Here is a 22,079-nt window from a genome sequence, read left to right as displayed (position 1 = left end):
CACTCCATGAAAAAGCCGGCTGTCAGGGCCGGCGGACGCTACTCGTCGCGATAGACCTTTTCGCGTTTCTCGTGACGCTCCTGGGCTTCCACCGAGAGCGTCGCAATCGGTCTGGCCTCGAGGCGCTTCAGCGAGATCGGCTCGCCGGTCTCCTCGCAATAGCCGTAGGTGTTGTCCTCGATGCGCTGGAGCGCAGCGTCGATCTTCGAGATCAGCTTGCGCTGGCGGTCGCGGGCGCGCAACTCGATCGCGCGATCGGTCTCCGAGGAGGCGCGGTCCGCCAGATCCGGATGATTGACGTTCTCCTCTTGCAACGTCTGCAAGGTGATCTTCGATTCCCGGAGGATCTCGTCTTTCCACGCCAGCAGCTTTGCGCGGAAATAGTCCCGCTGGCGATCGTTCATGAAAGGCTCTTTTTCGGAAGGCCGGTAGTTCTTCAATTTTTCCAAGGTCAGCCTATCTGCAAGGTTTGCCGGACCAAAACGGTCCTATTTGGCGCGCCTTATATAGCGGCCTCTTGTGACAGACAATATCGGCCCGGGCCAAAGCCCGAGCCTCCCCAAAGCCTTGCACAGGCAAGTTTATCCGGCCCCGCCGGGGGTGCCTCCGCTCGCCTAGTAGCCGACCGTGAACCGGGCTCGGATATGGGCCGGGCGCTCGATCTCGTCGGCGAGTGCAAATGCGAAATCCTCGAAGGAAATCCAGCTTTTTCCATCCGCGCCGGTCAAAAGCTGGTCCTTTCCGAGGCGGAACCTGCCCGTCCGCTCGCCGGGGGCGAACAGCGCCGACGGCGACAGGAACGTCCAGTTCAGCTCCCTTTCCTGTCGCAGCAGGTCGAGGAAGGCGGCCCCCTTCTCGGCTTCGGCCTTGTACGGGGCCGGAAAACCTGGGGTCGTCACCAGCCGCACCCCCGGCGCCACCTCAAGGCTGCCGGCGCCGCCGACCACCAGATAGCGGCCGATGCCGGAGGCCTTCGCCGCGCCGATCAGTTTTGCCGGATCCGAATCGAGGAAGTGGACGGAACTGATGGCGGCATCGTGCCCGGCGAGAAGTTGCGTGAGCCCGGCCTGGTCCGTCGCGTCGCCGGCCCGCGCGACGACATTGGGCAGCACCGCGATGCCAGCGGGGTTGCGGGCAATCGCCGTAACGGCGTGGCCGCGGCCGGCGAGTTCCCTGGTGATGCGCGAGCCGGCATTGCCGGAGGCGCCGATGATGGCGATCTTCATGATGTCTCCACTGGTATATGGTTTCCAATGGTGACTAGATATCCAAAGCGCTGTAGGTGTTAAGAGAGCACTTTGAACCTACCTGATAACGCCGGAGTAACCCATGAAGCCCAACGCCTATTCGGCCGATTGCCCGACGCGCCAGATCCTCGACCGCATCGGCGACAAATGGGCGGTGTTGATCTTGATTCTGATCCGCGACGAGCCCATGCGTTTCAATGCGTTACGCCGCACCATTGAAGGCATCTCGCAAAAAATGCTCAGCCAGGTGTTGAAGAGTCTGGAGCGCGACGGGCTGATCAAGCGCCGCGTGTTCGCGACCGTGCCGGTGACGGTGGAATATTCCATCACCCCGCTAGGTGGGACGCTCGCGAAAGCGGTCGACCATCTGCGCGACTGGGCGGAGGAGAATCTGAAGGAAGTGACGGCCGCGCAGCGACGTTACGATGCGCAGAAGACGTCGAAGGCGGCGTAAGGAGAAGTGCGAGCCTCACACTCCACCGTCATCGTCCGCGAAGGCGGACGATCCAGTACGCCGGGGCCTCTCGACTCAATCACTGCCGTCTCTGGAATACTGGGTCGTCCGGTCAAGCCGGACGACGACGAGAAGATTAGGAGCGTGAACCTAAAACCGGCCCGCCTTCGCGAGCTCCACCTCGACGCGCAGCTCGATCTCGGCCAGCACCGCATCGAGCCCGGGATCGCCGGAGGACGATTTCAAATTCGCCGCCGCATCGCGCAGGCGGTGCACGGTGGAAGCATCGAGATTACCGGCCAGCAATCCGATCTTGAGATCGTCGAGCACGTCGAGCGCGCCCCTGCCGCGGGCGACCGATCGCTTGCGGCGTTCGACCGGATCCTCCTCGACGCCCTGCAACGCGAGCAGCGCGTCGATGTTGGCGCTCGCCTTCGGTGCAGCAGTGGAGCGTGCCTCGGGCGCGGCCGTCATGTCCGGCAGCGTGAAGCCGGACGAAGATGTCTTGCGCGCGCTGCTGGACGGCGTGCCCAGCGTCGTGCCGTTCGGTCCGTAGATGCGCATCGTGATGCTCAGCCCCTGCTTGGGCGAACCATCGCCCGCCGATGGTTAACGATGCGTAAACGACCCGGCAAATTCTGCCGCCCCGGCAGTTTCGCCATCGCAACGGCGCCCCCCGATCGATGCGCGCGAAGAAATTTCGCAAGCGATCTCAATCGATTGAGCCGCGGGCCAGACGTGGCACGGCGCTCGCATGGTTAATCCCGGATCAGGTCATGGGAGTGTCCTCGATCCGGCAAGTTATGGGGAGCATGGGATGCCCGGCATCCGTACAAGATTGATATCGGCCTGCGTCGCGCTATCAGCGCTGGCGCTGTCGGCGCTGCCGGCAGGCGCGACGTCGCGCATCAAGGACCTCGCCAATATCGAGGGCGTGCGGCAGAACCAGCTCATCGGCTATGGCCTCGTCGTCGGCCTCAACGGCACCGGCGACACCCTCAACAACATCCCCTTCACCAAGCAATCGCTACAGGCGATGCTCGAGCGCATGGGCGTCAACATCCGCGGCGCCACCATCCGCACCGGCAACGTCGCCGCCGTGATGGTCACCGGCAACCTGCCAGCATTCGGCACCCAGGGCACGCGGATGGACGTCACCGTCTCCGCGCTCGGCGATGCCAAGAACCTGATGGGCGGCACCCTGCTCGTCACGCCGCTATTGGGCGCCGACGGCAACGTCTACGCGGTGGCGCAGGGCTCGCTCGCGATCGGCGGTTTCGCGGCCGAAGGACAGGCCGCCAGCGTCACCCGCGGCGTGCCGACGGTCGGACGCATCGCCAACGGCGCCATCATTGAGCGCGAGATCGAATTCGCGCTCAACCGCCTCCCCAATGCGCGCCTCGCGCTGCGCAACCCCGACTTCACCACCGCCAAGCGCATCGCGGCGGCCGTCAACGACTTCCTCGGCGTGAAGACCGCCGAGCCGATCGATCCCTCGACCGTGCAGCTCACCATCCCCGCCGAATTCAAGGGCAACGTCGTCGCCTTCCTGACCGAGATCGAGCAGTTGCAGGTCGAGCCGGATCTCACCGCGAAAATTATCATCGACGAGCGTTCCGGCATCATCGTGATGGGCCGCGACGTGCGCGTTGCCACCGTCGCGGTCGCGCAGGGCAATCTCACCGTGACGATTTCCGAAAGCCAGCAGGTCAGCCAGCCCAACGCGTTCTCGCGCGGACGAACCGTGGTGTCGCCGCGCTCGGCGGTCGGCGTCACCGAGGACGGCAAGAAGCTCGCGGTCGTGAAGGACGGCGTGTCGCTCCAGCAGCTCGTCGACGGCCTCAACGGCCTTGGCATCGGCCCGCGCGACCTGATCGGCATCTTGCAGGCGATCAAGGCGGCCGGCGCGATCCAGGCCGACATCGAGGTGATGTGATGAACTCTATCACCACCTATCTCCACACCGCCCAGGCAAGCCGTCCCGACGCGCTGCTCAACGACGCCCTGAAAAAGGTCTCGCCGGAAACGCAGAAGACGCTGCGCGGCAAGGCGCAGGACTTCGAGGCGCTGTTCCTCAATTCGATGTTTTCGCAGATGACGTCGGGCATCAAGGGCGAAGGCCCGTTCGGCGACACGCCCGGCACCGGGGTGTGGCGCTCGATGCTGACCGAGCAATATTCGAAATCATTCGCAAAATCCGGCGGCGTCGGAATCTCGAACGACGTGTTCCGCACGCTGATCCTTCAGCAGGCGGCAAGCGCCGGTTAATGGAGCACTTGACCATGAACCATCCTCAGCGCCAGACGCCGGCACCGCGGCCGGTGGCATCTACCCCGGCCGAAGCGCGCAAGCTCGCCGAGGACATGATGGAAGTCATGAGCGCCCTGCTCGCGGTCGTCGAACGTGAAACCGAGCTGGTGCGCGCCGGCAAGGTCGCAGAGGCGATGAAGCTGGAGTCGCAGAAGAGCGAGCTGTCGCGCCGCTATCTGGTCGGGGTCGAGAACCTGAAGAACGTGCAAACCCATCTCAAGCAGGTGGCGCCGGAATTGCTGGCGACGCTGCGCCGTCACCACGAGACCTTTCACGGCATGCTGCAAGTCAATCTCACGGTGCTCGCCACCGCCCATGCGGTGTCCGAAGGCATCGTGCGCGGCGTCAATGCGGAAGTTCAGCGCAACAACATGCCGAACGGCTATACCGCGGCCGGTCAGCGCGCCGCACCGAGTGCGCGTCAGGTGCGGCCGCTCGCCGTAAGCCGCTCGCTCTAGCGCGCGGCGCAATCGATAGAATTTTCATCAAAATGTCGCGCTCACATGAGCGCGGCATTCATCGCATTTCATAACAGCATATTGAGAGCTGGCGGGCATAGTTGCCTACCGGGAAGGGTTGGGATTTGACTTCAGGGGCGCCTCAGGAGGTTGCCATGAGTACGGATTTCAGCATCAAACCGGTGGGGGCACCGGTTGCCGCGCCTATCGTCCAGCCGGCCAGCGAAACGGCTACACAGGCGGTCGCGACCGAATTGCCGGCGCCCAAGAGCGTGACCGCGCCCGACGCCGGCGCGCCCGCGCGCTTCAATGCCAACGTCCCCACGCGCTCGCTCTCCAATCAGGTGGTGATCGATCGCGAAGCGGCTTCGATCGTGTACCAGGTGGTCGATAATCGCACGAGCGTGGTGGTGAAGCAATTTCCGGAAGAAGCGGTGCTGCGCCGCCGCGCCTATTTCAACACGCTCGATCTGACCAAAAACGCGCCGACGCGCCTGCGCGCCACCGACCGCGAGGCTTGAGAGGCTATTTGGTCCGTTTGGCGTAGGCCTGGTCGAGAAAGGTCGAGCCCGACGCGGGATCCGTGACGACGTTCTTGACCAGCGCCTGGCCGTATCCGGTGAGCGTGAACTTGGTGTCGCCGACCCGGAACGCATTGTCCTTGATCAGCACGTCCTGGTACTTGACGGTGGTGCCGGACTTGTACGCCACCTTGGCGCGGAACCCGTTGACGTTCGACACACCGATCTCGAACGTCTTGCCGTCGGGGTATTTGCCGGTCCAGCTTCCCTCGTACAGCGCCGGGTCGACGGCGACGTACGGCGTATGCGAGGGGACGTTGAGCCCCGCGGACTTGTAGCTGGCCGACAGGATCGACATCATATCGGCCATTCGACCACTCCCTGCCCGCCCGGATCCCGTTAGCCGCGGCCGGCGAGACCGGCAGCCAGATTGCAGTTGATGTCGATCAGCGACTTCAGCTTGGCCGGATCGGGGTTGAGCTGCATCTCGACGGTCTGCTTCATGACGAACACGCCGATATTGGCGATGTTCTGGCGGACCTCGAGCGGCTGCGGATTCTCTGCGGCAGAGGCCGCGCTCATGAAGATCGACCACAGCCGGCGATTGAACAGCAGCGCGTCGTCCATATGCTTGCCCGGGCCGGTCCAGTTGGTCTGCACCTCCTGGAGCTGCCGTGCAGCCTTCAGGAGCGCCTGCGCTTCGATTTCACGAGGGGACGACGTCGTCTGGGAAGTGCGAGCGTAGGCTTGGGCTGCATTAGACATTCAGTAACCTCAATGGGGAGCGGTTGGCAGGCGCCGCGGGAACTTCAAAACTGCCTATCTTTCATACAGGTACGACCTTTAAATATGGTTAGCGGCGGTTACCAAGTGTGTCAGCGAGGCGGCAAAAACGCGTGTTCATTCCGACGCAAGGCGACGGCTCAGCCTGATGCCGAGGTCTCTAAGAAAACATAAAACGACAACCACACATTGATTCGACCGGACGACAAATGAGCCTGTCCCGGAATACTACGGACGCGGCGGCGGCCGCATTTACCGTCCGTTAACCATGATCGGGAAGGATCACAGCCGAATCGGCCGCGGACCGCACAATCGCAAAGAAGAAGCCGGCATTTGCTCGCGCGCCAGCGGCAACGGAGAACAGGCATGGCCTTGAAAGTCGAACTCAAGCCGCACGAGCGCATCATCATCGGCGCATGCGTCATCACCAATTCCGATCAGCGCGCGCGTCTGCTGATTGACGGCGACCGGATTCCGATCCTGCGCGAAAAGGACATCCTGACGCCGGAGACCGCCGACACGCCGGCCAAGCTGGTCTATCTCGCCGTGCAGTTGATGTATCTGTCGCCGGATCCGATGGCGCATCACCCGACCTATTTCAGCCTGGTGCGTGACGTGCTGACGGCGATGCCGAGCGCCTGGCCCTATATCGAAGGCATCAACAACTATATCCTCAACGGCGATCTCTATCACGCCCTGAAGGAAGGCAGGAAACTGATCGGCCATGAAGAGAAGCTGATCGAGACCGCCCGCAAGCTCCAGGAGCATGACGCGGACGAAGCGACCGATCGAAAATCGGCCTGATCGAAGCAAAAATCGAAACGAAAAAGGCCTTCATACGAAGGCCTTTTTTGTACCCGGCGTCGCGATCGTCAGAGATATTTGAGCAGCGTCGTCTGATACAGCATCGAGGTGGTCTGATAGGACGCCTGTAGATTGGTCTGCAACGCCAGGATCTTGGTTGCCACCTCGTCCTGATTGATGCCTTCGATCGAGTCCAGCATCGTCTGTGCCATGCCCTTGAGCTGGGTCTGGCGGTCGGTTGCGGCCTTGATCGCGGTTTGCGCGCCGGCGAACTCGGCCTGCATATCCTGGATCGATTGCTGGCCGGTCTGCGGCGCAAGGTTCGCCGAAACGCGCTGTTGGAGCGCGGCCACCTGCGCGCTCGCATTCGGGTTGGCAGCGTTGGTGGTGACCACGGCATAGACCGCGATGTTCTGCAATTGATAGCGCAACGCCTCCTCGTTGGCACGCGCCCCGTATTGCACCGTGACCGCCTGATCCACACGCGCCACCGCAGTGCCCCGCGCGGAGTCCGTGCCGGTTTCGCCGGTGTACCACGAGACAGTGTTCGCCGGTGTACCGGCCACCAGTGTGGTCGCCGTATTGAACGGCGGGCCGGCAACGCGGAGCGGCGCCGGATTTGCGGACACGGTCGGGCCGAAACCAAGCGCGGCGAACGCGGCCGTGTTCGAGCTGGTCACGGTGAGAGATTCTCCGCTGCCGCCATGCAGCGTGATGGCGCCGCCGTTGATGGTCGATGGAGTCTTGGTGCCGGTGATCGAATCGATCTTGGCGAGCAGCGTCTGGACGCTGTCGGTGATGTTGACCTCGTTGCCCGTCGCGCCGGACGCAACGAAGGTGATCGGCGTGCCGTTGACGGTGATGGTGTCGCCGATCCCGAAGCTTGTGGTCAGCGAATCCGTGCCGGCCGCGCCCGAAAGCGCCGTTGCGCCGGTGATCGGCCCGGGCGTCGCGGCCTGGTTGTTGACCGAGCTTCCGCCGATCGTGGCCGATGGGTTGAAGAAGTCATCCGAGGCCTTGATGGCGGAAGCCGCCACCAGCGAGGTGTCGCCGAGCGTCTTGACCGCCGAGGTCAGCGCCGTCTGTAGATTGGCCGTCGTCGCAGCGGTATCGGCGCCAATTGCGAACGAGCCGGCCGGCACCGGACTGGTCGTGGTTGCCGTCAGCGTGAGCGGCTCGGTCGTGCCGTCGGGCAGCGTGAAATTGAACGTGATCTTGTCGCCTTCGTTTGGATTGGTAGCGCCCAGGTCGACAGTCACCGATGGCGGCACGCCGGTTGCCTGCGTCACCGTTGCGCCGGTCAACGACGAGGTGACGGTGCCGAGCTTGAAGCCGAATGCGGAGCCATCTTCGGCGAGGCTCGTCACGGTCGTCGTCGCGGGCGGCGAGGAGACGGCAAGATGCCCCATATTGCCGACACCCTGATCGGCCTGCCGGCGTTCGTTGACCAGTTGCGACAATCCTGCCTTGGCGCCGTCGCCATAGAGCATGACGTCGGCGGAAACGGTGGCCGGCTGGTCGGTCGTGCGTCCCGAAAACAGATAGCGGTCACCCGACTGGCTGTTGAGTAGCGACACCGCGTTGGCGAACGCGGCCTGCGCCGTGATCTGGCCCGAGGTCTGGCCACTGTCGTTGAGCACGACGGTTGCCGTGGTCGCCGCGCTCTTGACCGACTTGCCGATGTCCACCATGCCCTGTAGCGCGAGATTGACGACGCTGAGCCGTGTATTGACGTTGTTGGCGGTGTCCTTGTAGGCGTCGATGAGTGAGACCTGCGAACGAAGGCTGAGCGCAAATCCGCGATCCGGCCCCTGGCCGGCATAGGTGGTCGAAACCTTGCCGCTTGCAAGCTGCCGCGTCAGCTCGTCGAGTTGGGCTCGGAGATTGACGATCGACGATCCGATATAGTTCGTCCTGCCGTTTACGCCGTCGATAGCCATGAAACCCTCACATCGCCTGGATCAGCGTGTCGTACATCTGCTTGATGGACGACATCACGCGCGCGTTGGCCGAATAGGCGTTTTGCAGCGCCAAGAGATGCGCCATCTCGTCGTCGATGTTCACGCCTGACGTCGCCGTCACTTTTTCCTGGAGCGTATTGAGCACGACGCTCTGGCCGTCCGCGAGCTGCTTGGCCGACGTCGCGTTCTCGCCCTGCTGGCTGATGAACTGACGCGCGAAGTTCGCTAGCGTGCCGGTGAAGGGCGCTGCCGTGGTACCGATGCCGGTCTGCGGCGTATAGCGATAGTTTCCGTTCGCGAGCTGGTTCAGGATGAAATCGGAGCGTGTGGTATCGCCGGCCGCGGTGAGCGGATTGGTCGAATAGACGATGGTACGCGAAGGATCGCCGAGCAGCGCGGTGTTGACGCTGATGCGCCCGGCAAGACCGGTCTGCTGCAAGCCGTTCGCCGTGATCGCGCCCGAGAACGGCACGCCATTGTCGGTGAAGAACGGAAGCTGCGGATTGCCGCTGGTGAGCGAGGACATCGTGGTCGTCACCGAGGCCGCCGTCACGTCGGAGCGGTTCGTCGCGCCGTCGTCGAGCACGCGCAGCGTGGTGCCCGATGGATTCGAGAACTGAAGGTTGGCGGTGGAACCAAGCGCGGAATTGAGCTGGGCAAGCACCGAACCCATGCCGGCGGAAAAGTCCACGCCCAACACTTCGTCGTTGGGATCGAGCGTCGCCGAATTGCCGAGCGGCAACACGCTGGGATCGTCGACCCGCACGATCGAAAGATTATGCGTGGCGCCGGTGAGGTTGTCCTTGTAGGTGACGTGGATGACGTTGCCGCTCTTCAAGCCCGCCAGGTCGAGATCGAAACCGGTCTGGGCGCCCGAGGTAGCCGCGGCGCCATCGGTGGTCTTGTCTGACAGCGCGCTCGCCATCGACGCGGCAAACTGGTCGATCTGCGCCTGCGCCTGCACCAGCGTGTTGTCGCGCAGCTCCAGATAGGCGGCGATCTTGCCGGACCGGATCGAATTGGTCGACACCATGTCGTAGCTGCCGCCATGCGGAAAGTTGATGGTGATGGTGCCGACGTTGTTCTTGGTGGGATCCGAATTGTACAGCGTGTTGGGCGTCATCGTGCCCTGCGGATTGAAGCTCAACTGCGAGGCTTCGGTGCCGACGAGCTGCACGCCGGAATTGGTGAACACGGTCACCTGATTGAGATTGTTGGTGACGGTCCTGATATCCATCAGTTGCGATAGCTGGTCGATATACTGATCGCGCTGATCGAGTAGCGAGGCCGTGGCAGCGTCAGTCTTGCCGTTGGCCTGCAACTGAATGTTGATCTTGGCGATCTGCGCCATCGCATTGTTGGCGACGTTGATGGACTCGTTGATGCCGGTTTCGGCATTGGCGCGCAGGTTCTGAATCCCCTGCGTCGTCGCGTTGAGTTGCTGCGCCATCGATGCCGCGGCGTTGATGACGCCGATGCGGGCCGCCTGGGAGTCCGGACTGGTCGACAGCCCCTGGACCGCGGTCAAAAGGTTGTTGAATGCGTATTCGATGGTGCCGGCATCACCGGGATTGCCGTAGACCGATTGCAGATTGGAAAGATAGGTCGAGCGGATGGCGGAATAGGTAGCGCCCGACATTTCGGTGCGCACCTGGGTCTGTAGATATTGATCGAGCTCCCGGTTGACGCCGTTGATCAGGACGCTCGAACCATAGTCGCCGGTCAGGCCGGTGACCTGGTTGGTGGTCTTCCGGACGTAGCCCGGCGTTTCCGCGTTGGCGACGTTCGAGGACACCAGCGAGAGCGAGGCTTGCGTCGCCCGCAGGCCCGACATCGCGGTGAAGAGGGCTTGGCTCAAACCCATGACTGGATACTCACCTCAGCTCGTGTCGTGATGCCGATTATCGCATCACGTTCAGGAGATCCTGCACCATCGAATTGGATGTGGTGATGACCTTGGTGTTCGCCGAATAGGCCTGCTGCGTGACAATCAGCTTGGTGAACTCGTCGGCGATATCGGTGTTCGAACTTTCCAGCGACGAGCCGACGATGGAGCCCGCCTTGCCGAACAGCGCCTGCCCCGATTCGGTGGTCACTTCGAAGGCGCCGCCGTCGACGCGCTTGAGGAAGTTGGTGCCGTTGAAGGTGGCGACCGCAATTTCAGCGAGGTCGAGGTTGCGCCCGTTGGAATAGTTGCCGACGATGCGGCCGTTGGTCGAGACGCCGACCGACTGCAACTGGCCGGCCGGGAAGCCATCCTGCTCGATCCGGTTGACCTGAACGTTGCCGTTGGCATCGGCGAACTGGGTGATGCCACCAGTGCCGAAATTGATGACGGGGCTGCCGAGCGACACGCCGTTGACCACCGCGTTGTTGAGCGTGATCGACGGGACTTGCGGCGACATCTGTCCGGCGGCGGAGAAGGTGAAGTTGGTGTTGACGTTCTGCCAGGCCACCTGCGTGCCGGTCGCATTCGGATTGACCTGATAGAACAGGTTCCAGGTATCGGTATGGCCGGCACCGAGCGAGGCGCTGTCGGTCTTGGCCCAGCGGAACTGTAGGTTCACGGGCGCACCCGAGACGTCATAGGTCGTGACCGCGCCGCCAGCGACCGATTCCTCGAGGAAGGTCGATACGTCGTTGCCGATCACCTGGCCGGTACCGATCGTGCCGCCACCGCCGCGCGCCACGGAGACCGTGCCGGTGAAGCCGAGGGCGGCAAATGCCGTCGTATTCGAACTGGAGATCGTAAGGTTCGACGTCGTGCCGGTGTGCAGCGTGATCGAACCGTTGTTGATTGTCGATGGCAACGCGGAGCCGGTAATGGAGTTGATCTTGGCGAGCAGGTCATCGATGTCGTCGGTGATGTTGAGCTGGTTGGCCCCCGCGCCCGACGCCACGAAGGTGATGACGTTGCCGTTGATCGTAATAGTGTCGTTGACGGCGAAGTTGGCGCTGATCGAGTCGGTGCCGGCCGCGCCCGACAGCAGGGTCGCCCCGGTGTTGAACACCGACGGCGTCGCCTTGTTGGACTGCGCGGTGCCGCTGATCGTGCGATCGGTATAGGGCGCCGGCGGCGTGCCGACGACGAGCGGATTGTGTCCGTTGCTGTACGACGAAGGCGCGATCAGCTCCGATCCCTGCACGGAGGTATCGTGCTTGGTGGTCAGCGGATAGGACGCAAGGTTGGCGCGATAATCGATCTTGGTGGTTTGCTGCGCGGGCAGGAAGTCGTTCTGGAATCTCAGCACCTGCGGCGAGCTGCCGGACGGGTTGCCGGTGGTCGGGTCGATCGGAACGCCTTGCAGGTAGTAGCCGGCGCCGTTGACGAGGTAGCCGCTCTTGTCGAGCTGGAAATCGCCTCGGCGGGTGTAGCGGTCGACGCCGTCGAACACCGGCGTGCCGTCGGTGAAGTTGCCGGGCTTTTGCACCGCGAAGAAGCCGTTGCCGTTGATGGCCATGAAGGTCGCGACCGATGCGGTCTGCACGTCGCCTTGCACGTTGTTGGTGCTGCGCGATTGGGTGGTGACGCCGCCGGCCAATTGCTGGGTCGTCGAGGTCTGCGGGATCAGGTCCTTGAAGCTGGTGTCGATGCGCTTGAACGCGGTGGTCTGGGAGTTGGCGATGTTGCCCGAGACGTTTTCAAGCGCGTAGGCATTCGCGCGCAGGCCGCCCACCGCCGTCGTAAGTGCCCCGAAGATACCCATGACATGTTCTCCAATTCGATCCGCGCGGCCATGCCGCATCCGGGAGAACTTGTCGCAAGCGTCGTGCCAAATATGAAAATCAAGCCAAATCAACCGCTTGAACGAAAAGCCCCGGTCCACGGACCGGGGCACATTTGCCGGTGGAGGCAATAATTGCCGGTTTTATCAGGACGCCGAAGCCGCCGACGGCTTGAAGACAAGCGCAAATCCGTCGATGCAATAGCGCAGGCCGGTCGGCTTCGGCCCGTCGTCGAAGACATGGCCGAGATGGCCGCCGCAGCGGCGGCAATGCACCTCGATCCGCGTCATGCCGTAGGTGCGGTCCTCGGTCTTGCCGAGCGCGTTGTCGAGCGGTTGCCAGAAGCTCGGCCAGCCGGTGCCGCTGTCGAACTTGGTGTCGGACGAGAACAGCGGCAGGTCACAGCCGGCGCAGGCGAAGGTGCCCTTGCGGTGCTCCTTCAACAGCGGGCTCGACCACGGCCGCTCCGTGCCGTGCTTGCGCAGGATATCGTATTGCTGCGGGGTGAGCTGGGCGCGCCATTCGGCGTCGGTCTTCTCGACCTCGAACTTTTCGGCAGCCTGCGCGGGCTCGGCGCGGAACCAGCGGAATGCGCCAAGGCCGAACAGGCCGGCAACGGTGGCAAGCAGGATACGGCGATCGGTCATCAATGGTCTCCGTGCGAAGCGGACTGAAAACGGTTCGCTGGCAGATACGCGGCCTGCAAAGAGAAGTTACACCGAAGGCGAGCGAATATTCTCACTTTCCTGCGATGGCACGGCGCCCTCGCCCGCCACATTGGTGGCGGTTTCAGGCGGCGGCTGCACGGGACGGGGCTGGCCCGGCGGCAGGCGGCGGCGGGGCGGCCCCCGCGTGCCGGCCTGGCGGTTGGCCTCGGCCAGACGCGCCTCGCGAATCCGTTCCTGGGCCCTCGCCCGCTCGCGGTGCCGGGCCACGGCGCCGGCCGCGGCCGAACTGCCGCGCGTCCACATGCTGACGAGATGTCCGGCAACCCGCCCCGTGGGCCCGCCGGCCCAGACCAGCTCGAACGGCGAAAACAGCCGCCAGCGCTCATCGCCCCACAAGATGCTGCGTGCCACCAGAATTCCGGCCATCGCCGAGGTCGCGAGACCCTGCCGGCCAAACCCGCTCGCCACCCAAAGCCCTTTGCGCAACTGACCGACCTGGGGCATGCCGTGCACGGTCACGCCGACCGCACCGCCGAACACGTCTTCGATCGGTACCTTGCCGAGCTTTGGAAACACCGTGTCGATCCGCCGCTGAACGGCGCCGGCGAAACGTTTCGGCCGCGCTTCCCAGGTGGTTTCCGGACTGGCCCACATCAGGCGATCGCCGTCGACGATACGGAAATGATCGACGCCGTCGCTGTCCATCACCGATCCTGCAAACGCGATGGTCTCGGCGAGACGCTCGCCGAGCGGCTCGGTGACGCCGGCATAGCGCCAGACCGGCAGCAACGTTTCCGACAACCGCCGCAGCGGCGCACCCAGATGGACGTTGCCGCAGAGCACGATGTGCGAGGCGCGCAGCCGCGCCGACGGCGTGACGATGCGCTTGCGGATGCCGGAAGGATCGATGCTGACGACCGGCGTATCCTCGAAGATGCGCACGCCGGCGCGCCGCGCCAGCCCGGCAAGGCCGTGGACATATCTGCGGGGATCGAGCTGAAACGCTCTCGGATAATAGATGCCGTGGAAGTAGCGGCCGGTGCGGAGCTGATCGCGCACGCGATCGACCTGCCAGCCTTCCACCTCGGTCTCGAAATCCTCGCTCAAGGTCTGGAGCCGGCTGATCAGCGTCTCGCCGACATCGATATTGGAAACTTCGAGCACACCTTCGGAGAGCGCGATGCCGGGCATCGCCTCTTCGGTGGCGCAGTTGCGGACGTAATCAGCGCCCTCCTTCGACAGCGCCCACAGCTCGCGGGCATCTTCGAGGCCGACGCGCTCGATCAAGTCAGCGATCGGCAGGCCGAAACCCGGCATCACCGTGCCCAGATGATGGCCGGACGCGTTCCAGCCGACATGCCGGCCCTCGAGCACGGCAATGCTGGCGCCCATCCGCGCGGCTTCAAGCGCCACCGTCAGGCCCGCAACTCCCGCACCGACGATGGCGATGTCGACGTCCAGATCGAACGACAGCCGCGCCCGCGTTTCCTGCGTTCCCCCGGCCCGTCCCGCGCCGGCACTTGTGGAAGTCTCGCTCATGCCGTTTTCTTACGGACCGCTGCGGCGCTTGTCACCTTGTCCTGAAGGCTGGCTTGTACATTAATCCGCGGAATCAGGACGAATCGAGATCGCGCCATGCGCCGTTTGATGTTGTTGCGTCACGCCAAGACCGAGACTAATGCGCCTTCGGGGCAAGATCAGGACCGCCGGCTCGATGACCGCGGGCTCAGGGATGCCGCCGAAATGGGCCACTGGATCAGCGCGCATCCGCCGTTCCCCGATCGGGTGCTGGTTTCACCCGCCGTGCGGGCCCATCAAACCTGGGATATTGCGTGGAAGGCGATGAAGGATCGCGTGCGCCTGCCGGCCGTCGAATTCCTGCCGGAACTCTACGGCGCCGAACCTTCGCAATTGCTGCACAGCATTCGCCTGGCGTCGGCGCACGACCCGAAGCGGCTGATGGTCGTGGGCCATAATCCCGGCATGCATGAACTCGCGCTGATGCTGGCGGGCAGCGGCGACAAGCCTGCCAAGAAGGCGCTGGAGGACAATCTGCCGACCTCGGGCCTTGCCGTGCTCGATTTCGACGTCGACGACTGGACCGATGTGGCGTTCCGCCGCGGCAAGCTCGTGCTGTTCACGAGTCCGAAATTGCTGCGGCAGACTTTTGGAGACTAGACCCGACATCAATCGGTCATGTTAGGCTAGCCGGACTTGAGGGGGAGGCGCAGATGTTCAACTCCATCCTGGTGCCGATCGATCTCGCCGACACCGACCTGGCGAAACCCGCGATTGCGACCGCCGCGACGCTATCGCAGACCTGGAGCGGCAAGGTGCGGCTGCTCAACGTGCTGCCGATGACACCGGTCATGCTGGCCGAGTATGTGCCGGCCGATTTCGACAGCCAGCAGCGCCAGACTTCAGAGGAAGCGCTTGCGATCGTAGCGCGCGAATCCGGCATCGAGGCCGCGAGGATTTCGGGCGTCGTGCGCCAGGGCGGTATCTATCACGAGATTCTCGAGGAGGCCGCCGCGATCAAGGCCGACCTGATCGTGATGACCTCGCACCGGCCGGCGATGCGCACCTACTTCCTCGGCTCCAACGCCGGGCATGTGGTGCGCTATGCCAAATGCTCCGTGCTGGTGGTGAGGCATTGAAGCAATTGCCCCGACCCTTGAAGGGACGGGGCATGCTCGAACTCAAGGCTGTGTTCAGCTCAATCGCATCAGGTCGAGATTGCCCTTGACGGCCGCCTCGATATGGCTGCGCGGGATGCCGATGTCGCGCAGCGCACGATCATCCAGCGCCTGCAGGTTTTTGATCGCTTCCCGACGTACCCAGTGCGCGGCAAGGCCGTTCGCCCAGTTGGCGATCGCGCGGGTGAAGCCGCCGAAGGCGGTCGCGGGAGCGGATTCTGCAGTCGTGTAGATCGTGGTCATTTCAGTCTCCAGTCGTGATGCGGCGGCCAAGCTCCGCCGGTAACGCCAATGCACTCTCGGTGCACTCGCGCCTTGTTCTCGGATTGCTTTCGCCTCCTCGGTGCAATCTCGGGCTTGTGGAACCAACCATGATCCTGGTATTGTATCGGCGCAATCAAAACATTGCTCTCGGAGCAATAAATGTCCCGGTTCGAATATCTCCGACTTGCCGATGCGGTTGCCGCCGAGATCGAAAACGGCGGGCTCAAGCCCGGTGACCAGCTACCGCCGCAGCGGACCTTTGCTTATGAGCGCAAGATCGCGGCCTCGACTGCGAGCCGCGTCTATACGGAGTTGCTCAGGCGGGGCCTCGTGGTTGGCGAAGTGGGCCGCGGCACCTTCATTTCCGGCAAAGTTGCGCGCGGGGATACGGCTGCGCTGACCGAGCCGCGCGGCGCCCGTATCGATCTCGAGATCAATTATCCGCGCCTGCCCACACAAGCCGCCCTGATCGCCAAGAGCCTCGAAGGCCTCGACCGCCCCGAAGCGCTCGAGATTGCACTGAGGCAAGGTACCAGCGCGGGCACGCAGGCGGCGCGAAACGTCACGGCGAATTTCCTGTCGCGCAACGGATGGTCGCCGAACCCCGAACAGATTGTCTTCACCGCCAACGGCCGGCAATGCATCGCAGCCGCCCTCTCCGCTGTCGTGCCGCCCGGCGGCCGCTGCGGCGTCGAGGCGCTGACCTATCCGTTCATCAAGGGCATCGCCGCGCGGCTCGGCGTCACCCTGGTGCCGCTCGCCATGGACGAGGACGGCGTTCGCCCCGACGCCATCCAGCGGGCGCATCGCGAGTCGCATCTGTCGGCGCTCTACATCCAGCCGACCATTCAAAATCCGCTCGGCATGACCATGCCGCCGGCGCGCCGCGCTGACGTCGTGCGCATGGCCGAAAAGCTCGAGCTGCCGATCATCGAGGACTCCGTCTACGGCTTCCTCTCGGATGAGGTGCCGCTCGCAACGCTGGCGCCGGACAATTGCATCTTTCTCGACAGCCTTTCGAAGAAGGTGGCGCCGGGCCTGGCGCTTGGATTCATCGTCGCTCCGACGCGGCTGCGCGAGAGCGTGATGGCCTCCGTGCGCTCCGGCGGATGGACCGCGGCCGGCTATGCCTTCGCCGCCGGCCAGCGGCTGATGGCCGACGGCACCGCCGCCGAACTGGTCAGGCTCAAGCGCGCCGACGCGCAGCGCCGCCAACAATTGGCGGGCGAGCGCCTCGCCGGCTTCGAGATCCAGGCCAATCCGCAATCCTACCATCTGTGGCTGACCTTGCCGCACCACTGGCGCTCGCAGACTTTTGTTGCGGCCGCGGCCAAACGCGACATCGCGCTGACGCCATCGACCACCTTTGCCGTCACGCCTGGCCACGCGCCGAATGCGGTGCGGCTGGCGCTGGCCCAGCCGCCGATCGATCAACTCGATCAGGCCTTGCAGACGCTTGCCGGCATGCTCAAGGTGCAGGAAGAGGATTTCGACTCGACGGAATAGCTTTATTCCGGCCATTCCGCGATAAATCCCCTCGCCTTGTACGGCTCGATCTTGTCCCATTCGTGCAGGATGCGGCGGCGGAATTTTGCATCGGTATGCCAGAGGTGTCGCGGCGTCGCAAAGCTGTCCACCGTGACCAGCATCTTTTCGACCTCCGGCCAGTGCCGGTGCAGCGTCATCGGATAGCGCCGCGCGGTCCAGGTGTTGCCGAGACAAATCACGCTGCGGATGTTCTTCAGCCCGATCGCCGCATCGATGATCGGCAGCGAGAAGATGACGTTCTCGCCGGTGTTTTCCGCGCAATGCTCCTCGAGGATGATCTCGGCCGACACGCCGCCCGCCACCATCGCCGGCTTGATGACCGCGCACTCCGACAGATGCGAGCCGGCCGTCATGCCGCCGCTGACGATGGCCCGGCGGAAATAGCCCTCGCGCCACAACCGGCATGCTTCCTCGACCCGAACGCCCACGTCTTCCCGCGTGCCGAACACGAACAGCAGATCCGCGGGCTTCAACGGCGTCTCGATCAGATGCCGGGCATTGATCTCGATGATTTCCGCCTCGTTCGGAATCCGGTCGCTTCGATCCTGCACGGCTTTGCTCGCCCCATCCGGTAGCCATCGCGACGATGCCGCGCCTTCCACGTCGCGCGAAGTCACTTTTGATTGCGCTTGATTGCGTTACGGCAGTAGCGACTCCGGAACATGATCGAAGGTGTAGGTGATCGGGCGGTTGCGCCGGACGAAGCCGCCGATCTGCCAGACGAACCAGGCGGCAAAGGCGAGCAGGAACAGCACGCCGGGCCATTCGCCGGTCGCGATCGCGCGCACGAGCAGGCCTGCCATCGCGACGGCGAGCAACGCAAGGCACACCATCGCCGCGCCGTAGTGAATCGTCGTCAGCCCGCCGCTCAGCACGGCGCGGCTTCCGGCGGCCGCCATGCGCTGGTGCAGCGCGGTAATGAAGGCGCGGTAGTCCTGGTTTTGCGGCACCATCAATGCGACCGTCTGCCACGTCGTCGACAAGACCGTGATGCGCCTGCCGCTCGCATGACGGATGTCGGCGCGAAAGCGGTGCGACTGCATCGTCACCGGACGAAAGGACAGGCGAATCGACGCAATGTCGGTGTAGGCCCATACGTCGGACCGGCCGCCGATCTTCCACGACAGGCCCTTCTTCGTCAGTTCGAACAGATGCGCCGATCCCATCAGCGACGCCTTGTAGGCGTAGCGATCTTGCGGCGGCGTTTCGTGGTCGATATCCGTGGGCATGCGTGCTTACCGCTGCATGCATCCCCAGAAAAATGCAAGGGTCGCCAGCGCGCCGAGGCCGGTGCGGATCGCATGCAGCCATCCCCATCTGACGACGAATGCCCGCGACAGCGGCCCTGCCCTGCCGATTTCGGTCTCCAGCAACGCGTCGTTGGTGGGCTTGATGACCAGAATGGTCCACGGCCATGGAGAGATCATTGCGAAGGCGCCCATCAGGAAAGCGACGTGCGCGGTCTGCCACCAGGCGATCACGCCGAGCACCGTGCCGACCAGCGCCAGCGGCGCCTGCATCGCAAAGCCCCGCATGTAGGACGGCTTCCATTCGGCGAGCAGCGCCTCGTCGTCCAGCATCAGGCGCGCCGGCTGCTCGGCGACGTTCACGTATAGCGCCGCACCCGTGAAGATCGCGGCGACCGTCAGCGCCAGCAGACCCGATATCATGGGCAAAGCCCTCCTCAAGGGATAACCGAATTCGGGCTGAATGTTCCGCGTCTGCTTGCGCCCGCAATCGGCTTTATCCTACAAGTGAGACATGGCCGAGACGACCTATTTCCCGCGCCGCCTGATCCTGGCGGGCGCCATGATCGCAGGCGTGCTGCTGGCGCTCGCCGTGCACATGCTCGGCGCGCGCTACGGCCTCGATCTCGGCGGCCTGTGGACCGATACGCGCGACTTCATGCCGGCGGGCGCGGCGATCGCGTGGTGGCTGATCGCGACCGTCGGATTTTCCGGCGGCTACTTTACCGCAACCTTGATGCACAGCGCAGTCTCCGGCCAGATTCCTCAACGCATGCGCCAGTTCCTGATCGTGATCGGCGTGCTGGTGCTGGCCGGCGCAGGACAGGCCGCATCCGCGCCAAGCCCGGTGCCGACGATCTCGGGCGTACTCGCGGGACTCGCGGCATTATGCCTCGGCGCCGCGATGGCGTTTTGTGGCGCGCATTTTGCGCTACGCAAGGCCTGATAATTTTCCCCTATCTCGAAATTCCCGGCACCAATTCGCCGCCGGTCTCGATCTTGATTGTTGAGCCGGCAAAATCACCGTCGACCGGCTGGTAGCGGCCGCCGAGGTGCTTTGCCAAAAACGCTTCGGTCACCGCGGTGAAGGCCATGCGGTTTTCCGGGCGCACAAAGCCGTGTCCCTCGTCGGGGAAGGTGATGTAGGTGACGGGCACGCCGCGCTGCTTCAGCGCCTTCACCATCTGCTCGGACTCGGCGGCCACCACGCGCACGTCGCGCATGCCCTGCGCGATCAGGATCGGCCGCGCGACCTTGTCGATATGGGTGATCGGCGAGCGCTCGATCAGGAACGCGCGGCCGGCTTCGGTATCGGGATCTCCGAGCCTGTTCTTCCAGATGCTGAACCACGGACCCCAATAAGGCGGGATCGTCGCCATGAAGGTGATCAGGTTGGAGATGCCGAAGATGTCGACGATGCAGGCGAACACTTCCGGCGTTCTGGTTGCCGCCGTCAGCGCCGCATAGCCGCCATAGCTTCCGCCATAGAAGCCGACCCGTTTGGGATCGGCGATGCCTTGCGCGACCGCCCACTCGACCGCATCGATCAGATCATCGTGCATCCGGCCGCCCCATTCGCGATTGGCGGCCTGCACGAAGGCCTTTCCGTATCCGGTCGAGCCTCGATAGTTGACGCTCAGCACCGCATAGCCGCGATTGGCGAGCCATTGGTGGACCGAATTGAAGCCCCAATTGTCGCGCAGATAAGGGCCGCCATGGATCACCAGCACCATCGGCATCGGCCCGCTGCCGGCCTTATCGACCGGCACCGTGAGGTAGCTATGCAGCTTCATGCCGTCGCGCGAGGGAATGACCACCGGTAGCATCGGACTGAGCGCGACGTCGGCGAGCGACTTGCGTTGCGAAAACAGCTTTCGCACCTCGTGGGTCTGGCGATCGATCACCGCAAACTCACCACTCTCGGTATCGCGCTCGTAGAGCACGGTCGCCAGACGATTGGCATGATCGCTGCTGACGAGCGTGACGTCGCCCGGCTGGCGAGCCAAATCGGCCAGATCCCGCCCGGCCGAGGGATCGATCGGATGCCAGCGGGCGCGAGCCCTCACCGAGCGCGCTGCAAGCAGGCGCCGTTGCTGCTCATCGAGGATGATAAGCGATATGTCCGCTTCCTCGTCCGCGGCCAGCATTGTGGCGTTGCGCGTGGCCATGTCGACGGCGAACACCGCCGCCTTGTCGCGGCCGCGGGCATCGATCATGTACATGGTCTTGCCGTCGGCGCTGAAGTCGACGAGCCGCGTCATGTCGAGATCGCCGATCGGGATGTTCATGAACGGCGCAAAGCTTCCGTCGGCGCGGCGTTCGAACACCTCGGCGGTGCCGTCGGCAGCGTAGCGCGCCGCCAGCCTGAGCTTGAAATCGCCGTCGGTCACCACCCACACATATTCCTTGTTCTCGTGGACCAGCTCGCTGGCGCCGGTGACGAGATTGATCCTGAACAGGTCCGGATAGCGCTTGTCGCGGTGATTGTGCCGCAACAGCGCCTCCTCGGGAAATTTGGCGTCCAGTTCCTGGAGCCAGGATTTTGCACCCTCGGGCGTCAGCGGCACGACCGCACCGGTACTCACATCCACGCTGAAGGCGCGATAATTCTCGTCGCCGTCATTGTCCCTGAAGAAGACCAGATGACGGCTGGTGTAGGCCCAGCGGATGTACGTTCCGATGCTGCGACCGGTCACGTGCGTCACCGGGCGCGCGGCGGCGACATCGGCGACCGGGGCGACCCAGAGATTGAGGACGCCGTCGATCGGTGCGAGCCACGCGAGGTGTTGGCCGTCGGGGCTGACGCGCACGTTGATGTAATCGGGATTGTCGAAAAACACCTTTCGCGCAACGAGCGCGGCCTGTTGCGCCTGCACGGCCTGGGGAAATCCGGCGAGCGGCAGCGCCGCTCCCAGCATGGCCGCGCGCTGGAGGAAATCGCGGCGATCGATCGGAGCAGGCATGAGAACCTCCGGTAGCGGCTCTGTTGGCCGCGCGGCCCGCGAGCATAGATATTTTGCAAGGGCGTGCAACGTGGGGAGCGCCTCCGCCCGATCACTTCATCGGCACGCCGGGCGCCCCGGCCTGCCGGCGCACCGAACCAGATCACGGCCGACGCCGCCGACTGGCAAGCCCGTGCGGTTTCTGAATACGTTGAAGGCGTAGCGGCAGCCTCAGGGTAGGTCGTCATCACCCGCGAAAGCGGGTGATCCAGTACGCCGCGGCTTCTCGGATCGATCACAACTGTCTCTGGAATACTGGGTCCCCCGCCTTCGCGGGGGACGACGAGCGGAGATATTCTCGCGACGTGCTTTCGCCCGAGCTATTCAAATTCATCGCGCCTCTAACGATAGAGGGCGCAGGGAATGCCGGGTGCGCGCTGCACCCGCGGT

25 protein-coding genes are annotated in these 22,079 nt (G+C 63.9%); 10 read left to right on the top strand and 15 right to left on the bottom strand.

Annotation, left to right across the window (positions count from 1 at the left end; translation table 11 throughout):
* Positions 1 to 38: 38 nt before the first annotated feature.
* Both dksA and JQ628_RS22435 read right to left on the bottom strand, forming a co-directional pair.
* Positions 39 to 404, bottom strand: a complete 366-nt coding sequence (gene dksA / locus JQ628_RS22440) for an RNA polymerase-binding protein DksA (protein ID WP_092509290.1) — start codon at positions 402 to 404, stop codon at positions 39 to 41.
* 210 nt (positions 405 to 614) lie between these two features.
* Complete coding sequence (locus JQ628_RS22435; protein ID WP_212225421.1) at positions 615 to 1,226, bottom strand: NAD(P)-dependent oxidoreductase; 612 nt, start codon at positions 1,224 to 1,226, stop codon at positions 615 to 617.
* 103 nt (positions 1,227 to 1,329) lie between these two features.
* Here JQ628_RS22435 and JQ628_RS22430 point away from each other — a divergent pair, with 103 nt between their 5' ends.
* The gene (locus JQ628_RS22430) at positions 1,330 to 1,701 is read left to right on the top strand and encodes a winged helix-turn-helix transcriptional regulator (RefSeq protein ID WP_212225419.1); all 372 of its coding nucleotides are present in this window, start codon (positions 1,330 to 1,332) and stop codon (positions 1,699 to 1,701) included.
* A 150-nt stretch (positions 1,702 to 1,851) separates the two neighbouring features.
* Here JQ628_RS22430 and JQ628_RS22425 read toward each other — a convergent pair whose 3' ends face one another.
* A complete protein-coding gene (locus tag JQ628_RS22425) occupies positions 1,852 to 2,265 on the bottom strand; it encodes a flagellar assembly protein FliX (RefSeq protein ID WP_212225418.1) in 414 nt (137 codons plus the stop codon).
* A gap of 253 nt (positions 2,266 to 2,518) precedes the next feature.
* Between JQ628_RS22425 and JQ628_RS22420 the strand changes: the two genes are divergently transcribed.
* The 4 genes from JQ628_RS22420 to JQ628_RS22405 all read left to right on the top strand — a co-directional run bounded on the left by JQ628_RS22420 (position 2,519) and on the right by JQ628_RS22405 (position 4,990).
* A complete protein-coding gene (locus JQ628_RS22420; RefSeq protein WP_212225417.1) occupies positions 2,519 to 3,637 on the top strand; it encodes a flagellar basal body P-ring protein FlgI in 1,119 nt (372 codons plus the stop codon).
* Positions 3,637 to 3,969, top strand: a complete 333-nt coding sequence (flgJ, locus tag JQ628_RS22415) for a flagellar assembly peptidoglycan hydrolase FlgJ (RefSeq protein ID WP_212225416.1) — start codon at positions 3,637 to 3,639, stop codon at positions 3,967 to 3,969. The genes JQ628_RS22420 and flgJ overlap by 1 nt, the downstream gene beginning before the upstream one ends.
* A 14-nt stretch (positions 3,970 to 3,983) precedes the next feature.
* Positions 3,984 to 4,469 carry a hypothetical protein gene (locus tag JQ628_RS22410; RefSeq protein ID WP_212225415.1) on the top strand — a complete coding sequence of 162 codons (486 nt, stop codon included), beginning with the start codon at positions 3,984 to 3,986 and terminating at the stop codon, positions 4,467 to 4,469.
* 155 nt (positions 4,470 to 4,624) lie between these two features.
* Positions 4,625 to 4,990 carry a hypothetical protein gene (locus JQ628_RS22405; protein WP_212225414.1) on the top strand — a complete coding sequence of 122 codons (366 nt, stop codon included), beginning with the start codon at positions 4,625 to 4,627 and terminating at the stop codon, positions 4,988 to 4,990.
* Between the two features lie 4 nt (positions 4,991 to 4,994).
* Here the strand turns inward: JQ628_RS22405 and JQ628_RS22400 are convergent, their stop codons facing one another.
* On the bottom strand, positions 4,995 to 5,360 hold the full coding sequence (locus JQ628_RS22400) for a hypothetical protein (protein ID WP_212225412.1): 366 nt from the start codon (positions 5,358 to 5,360) through the stop codon (positions 4,995 to 4,997).
* Between the two features lie 29 nt (positions 5,361 to 5,389).
* Positions 5,390 to 5,755, bottom strand: coding sequence for a flagellar biosynthesis regulator FlaF (flaF, locus tag JQ628_RS22395; RefSeq protein ID WP_212225411.1), 366 nt, complete (start codon positions 5,753 to 5,755; stop codon positions 5,390 to 5,392).
* A 384-nt stretch (positions 5,756 to 6,139) separates the two neighbouring features.
* Between flaF and flbT the strand changes: the two genes are divergently transcribed.
* The gene (flbT, locus tag JQ628_RS22390; protein ID WP_212225410.1) at positions 6,140 to 6,577 is read left to right on the top strand and encodes a flagellar biosynthesis repressor FlbT; all 438 of its coding nucleotides are present in this window, start codon (positions 6,140 to 6,142) and stop codon (positions 6,575 to 6,577) included.
* 68 nt (positions 6,578 to 6,645) lie between these two features.
* On the opposite strand, the gene JQ628_RS22385 is transcribed toward flbT, so the two are convergent.
* The 5 genes from JQ628_RS22385 to JQ628_RS22365 all read right to left on the bottom strand — a co-directional run bounded on the left by JQ628_RS22385 (position 6,646) and on the right by JQ628_RS22365 (position 14,471).
* Positions 6,646 to 8,517 carry a flagellar protein gene (locus JQ628_RS22385; RefSeq protein WP_212225409.1) on the bottom strand — a complete coding sequence of 624 codons (1,872 nt, stop codon included), beginning with the start codon at positions 8,515 to 8,517 and terminating at the stop codon, positions 6,646 to 6,648.
* Between the two features lie 7 nt (positions 8,518 to 8,524).
* Complete coding sequence (gene flgK, locus JQ628_RS22380; protein ID WP_212225408.1) at positions 8,525 to 10,402, bottom strand: flagellar hook-associated protein FlgK; 1,878 nt, start codon at positions 10,400 to 10,402, stop codon at positions 8,525 to 8,527.
* 37 nt (positions 10,403 to 10,439) lie between these two features.
* Entirely contained in the window at positions 10,440 to 12,245 is a 1,806-nt protein-coding gene (locus JQ628_RS22375; RefSeq protein WP_212225407.1) for a flagellar hook protein FlgE, read from the bottom strand.
* 165 nt (positions 12,246 to 12,410) lie between these two features.
* Complete coding sequence (msrB, locus tag JQ628_RS22370; RefSeq protein ID WP_212225406.1) at positions 12,411 to 12,911, bottom strand: peptide-methionine (R)-S-oxide reductase MsrB; 501 nt, start codon at positions 12,909 to 12,911, stop codon at positions 12,411 to 12,413.
* A 66-nt stretch (positions 12,912 to 12,977) separates the two neighbouring features.
* Positions 12,978 to 14,471 carry an NAD(P)/FAD-dependent oxidoreductase gene (locus JQ628_RS22365; protein ID WP_212225405.1) on the bottom strand — a complete coding sequence of 498 codons (1,494 nt, stop codon included), beginning with the start codon at positions 14,469 to 14,471 and terminating at the stop codon, positions 12,978 to 12,980.
* Positions 14,472 to 14,567: 96 nt separating this feature from the next.
* Between JQ628_RS22365 and JQ628_RS22360 the strand changes: the two genes are divergently transcribed.
* Together JQ628_RS22360 and JQ628_RS22355 are read left to right on the top strand one after the other, a co-directional pair.
* A complete protein-coding gene (locus JQ628_RS22360; protein WP_212225403.1) occupies positions 14,568 to 15,110 on the top strand; it encodes a SixA phosphatase family protein in 543 nt (180 codons plus the stop codon).
* Between the two features lie 53 nt (positions 15,111 to 15,163).
* Positions 15,164 to 15,589, top strand: coding sequence for a universal stress protein (locus JQ628_RS22355; RefSeq protein WP_212225401.1), 426 nt, complete (start codon positions 15,164 to 15,166; stop codon positions 15,587 to 15,589).
* A 54-nt stretch (positions 15,590 to 15,643) separates the two neighbouring features.
* Here JQ628_RS22355 and JQ628_RS22350 read toward each other — a convergent pair whose 3' ends face one another.
* Positions 15,644 to 15,871 (bottom strand): DUF1127 domain-containing protein, encoded by a 228-nt coding sequence (locus JQ628_RS22350; protein ID WP_212225399.1) that lies wholly within the window; start codon positions 15,869 to 15,871, stop codon positions 15,644 to 15,646.
* A gap of 180 nt (positions 15,872 to 16,051) precedes the next feature.
* Between JQ628_RS22350 and JQ628_RS22345 the strand changes: the two genes are divergently transcribed.
* A complete protein-coding gene (locus tag JQ628_RS22345; RefSeq protein ID WP_212225397.1) occupies positions 16,052 to 17,398 on the top strand; it encodes a PLP-dependent aminotransferase family protein in 1,347 nt (448 codons plus the stop codon).
* Between the two features lie 2 nt (positions 17,399 to 17,400).
* Here JQ628_RS22345 and JQ628_RS22340 read toward each other — a convergent pair whose 3' ends face one another.
* The 3 genes from JQ628_RS22340 to JQ628_RS22330 all read right to left on the bottom strand — a co-directional run bounded on the left by JQ628_RS22340 (position 17,401) and on the right by JQ628_RS22330 (position 19,110).
* Positions 17,401 to 17,991 carry a YdcF family protein gene (locus tag JQ628_RS22340; protein ID WP_212225395.1) on the bottom strand — a complete coding sequence of 197 codons (591 nt, stop codon included), beginning with the start codon at positions 17,989 to 17,991 and terminating at the stop codon, positions 17,401 to 17,403.
* 87 nt (positions 17,992 to 18,078) lie between these two features.
* Complete coding sequence (locus JQ628_RS22335) at positions 18,079 to 18,669, bottom strand: hypothetical protein (protein ID WP_212225394.1); 591 nt, start codon at positions 18,667 to 18,669, stop codon at positions 18,079 to 18,081.
* A 6-nt stretch (positions 18,670 to 18,675) separates the two neighbouring features.
* Complete coding sequence (locus JQ628_RS22330) at positions 18,676 to 19,110, bottom strand: DUF1772 domain-containing protein (RefSeq protein ID WP_212225393.1); 435 nt, start codon at positions 19,108 to 19,110, stop codon at positions 18,676 to 18,678.
* A 91-nt stretch (positions 19,111 to 19,201) separates the two neighbouring features.
* Here JQ628_RS22330 and JQ628_RS22325 point away from each other — a divergent pair, with 91 nt between their 5' ends.
* Complete coding sequence (locus tag JQ628_RS22325) at positions 19,202 to 19,633, top strand: hypothetical protein (RefSeq protein ID WP_212225392.1); 432 nt, start codon at positions 19,202 to 19,204, stop codon at positions 19,631 to 19,633.
* 10 nt (positions 19,634 to 19,643) lie between these two features.
* On the opposite strand, the gene JQ628_RS22320 is transcribed toward JQ628_RS22325, so the two are convergent.
* Complete coding sequence (locus tag JQ628_RS22320) at positions 19,644 to 21,650, bottom strand: S9 family peptidase (protein ID WP_212225391.1); 2,007 nt, start codon at positions 21,648 to 21,650, stop codon at positions 19,644 to 19,646.
* Positions 21,651 to 22,079: the final 429 nt, after the last annotated feature.

Origin of the sequence: Bradyrhizobium lablabi, assembly GCF_018129385.1 — a bacterium.
Lineage (GTDB): Bacteria > Pseudomonadota > Alphaproteobacteria > Rhizobiales > Xanthobacteraceae > Bradyrhizobium > Bradyrhizobium lablabi_C.
This window is presented reverse-complemented; position numbering and strand designations above follow the sequence as displayed.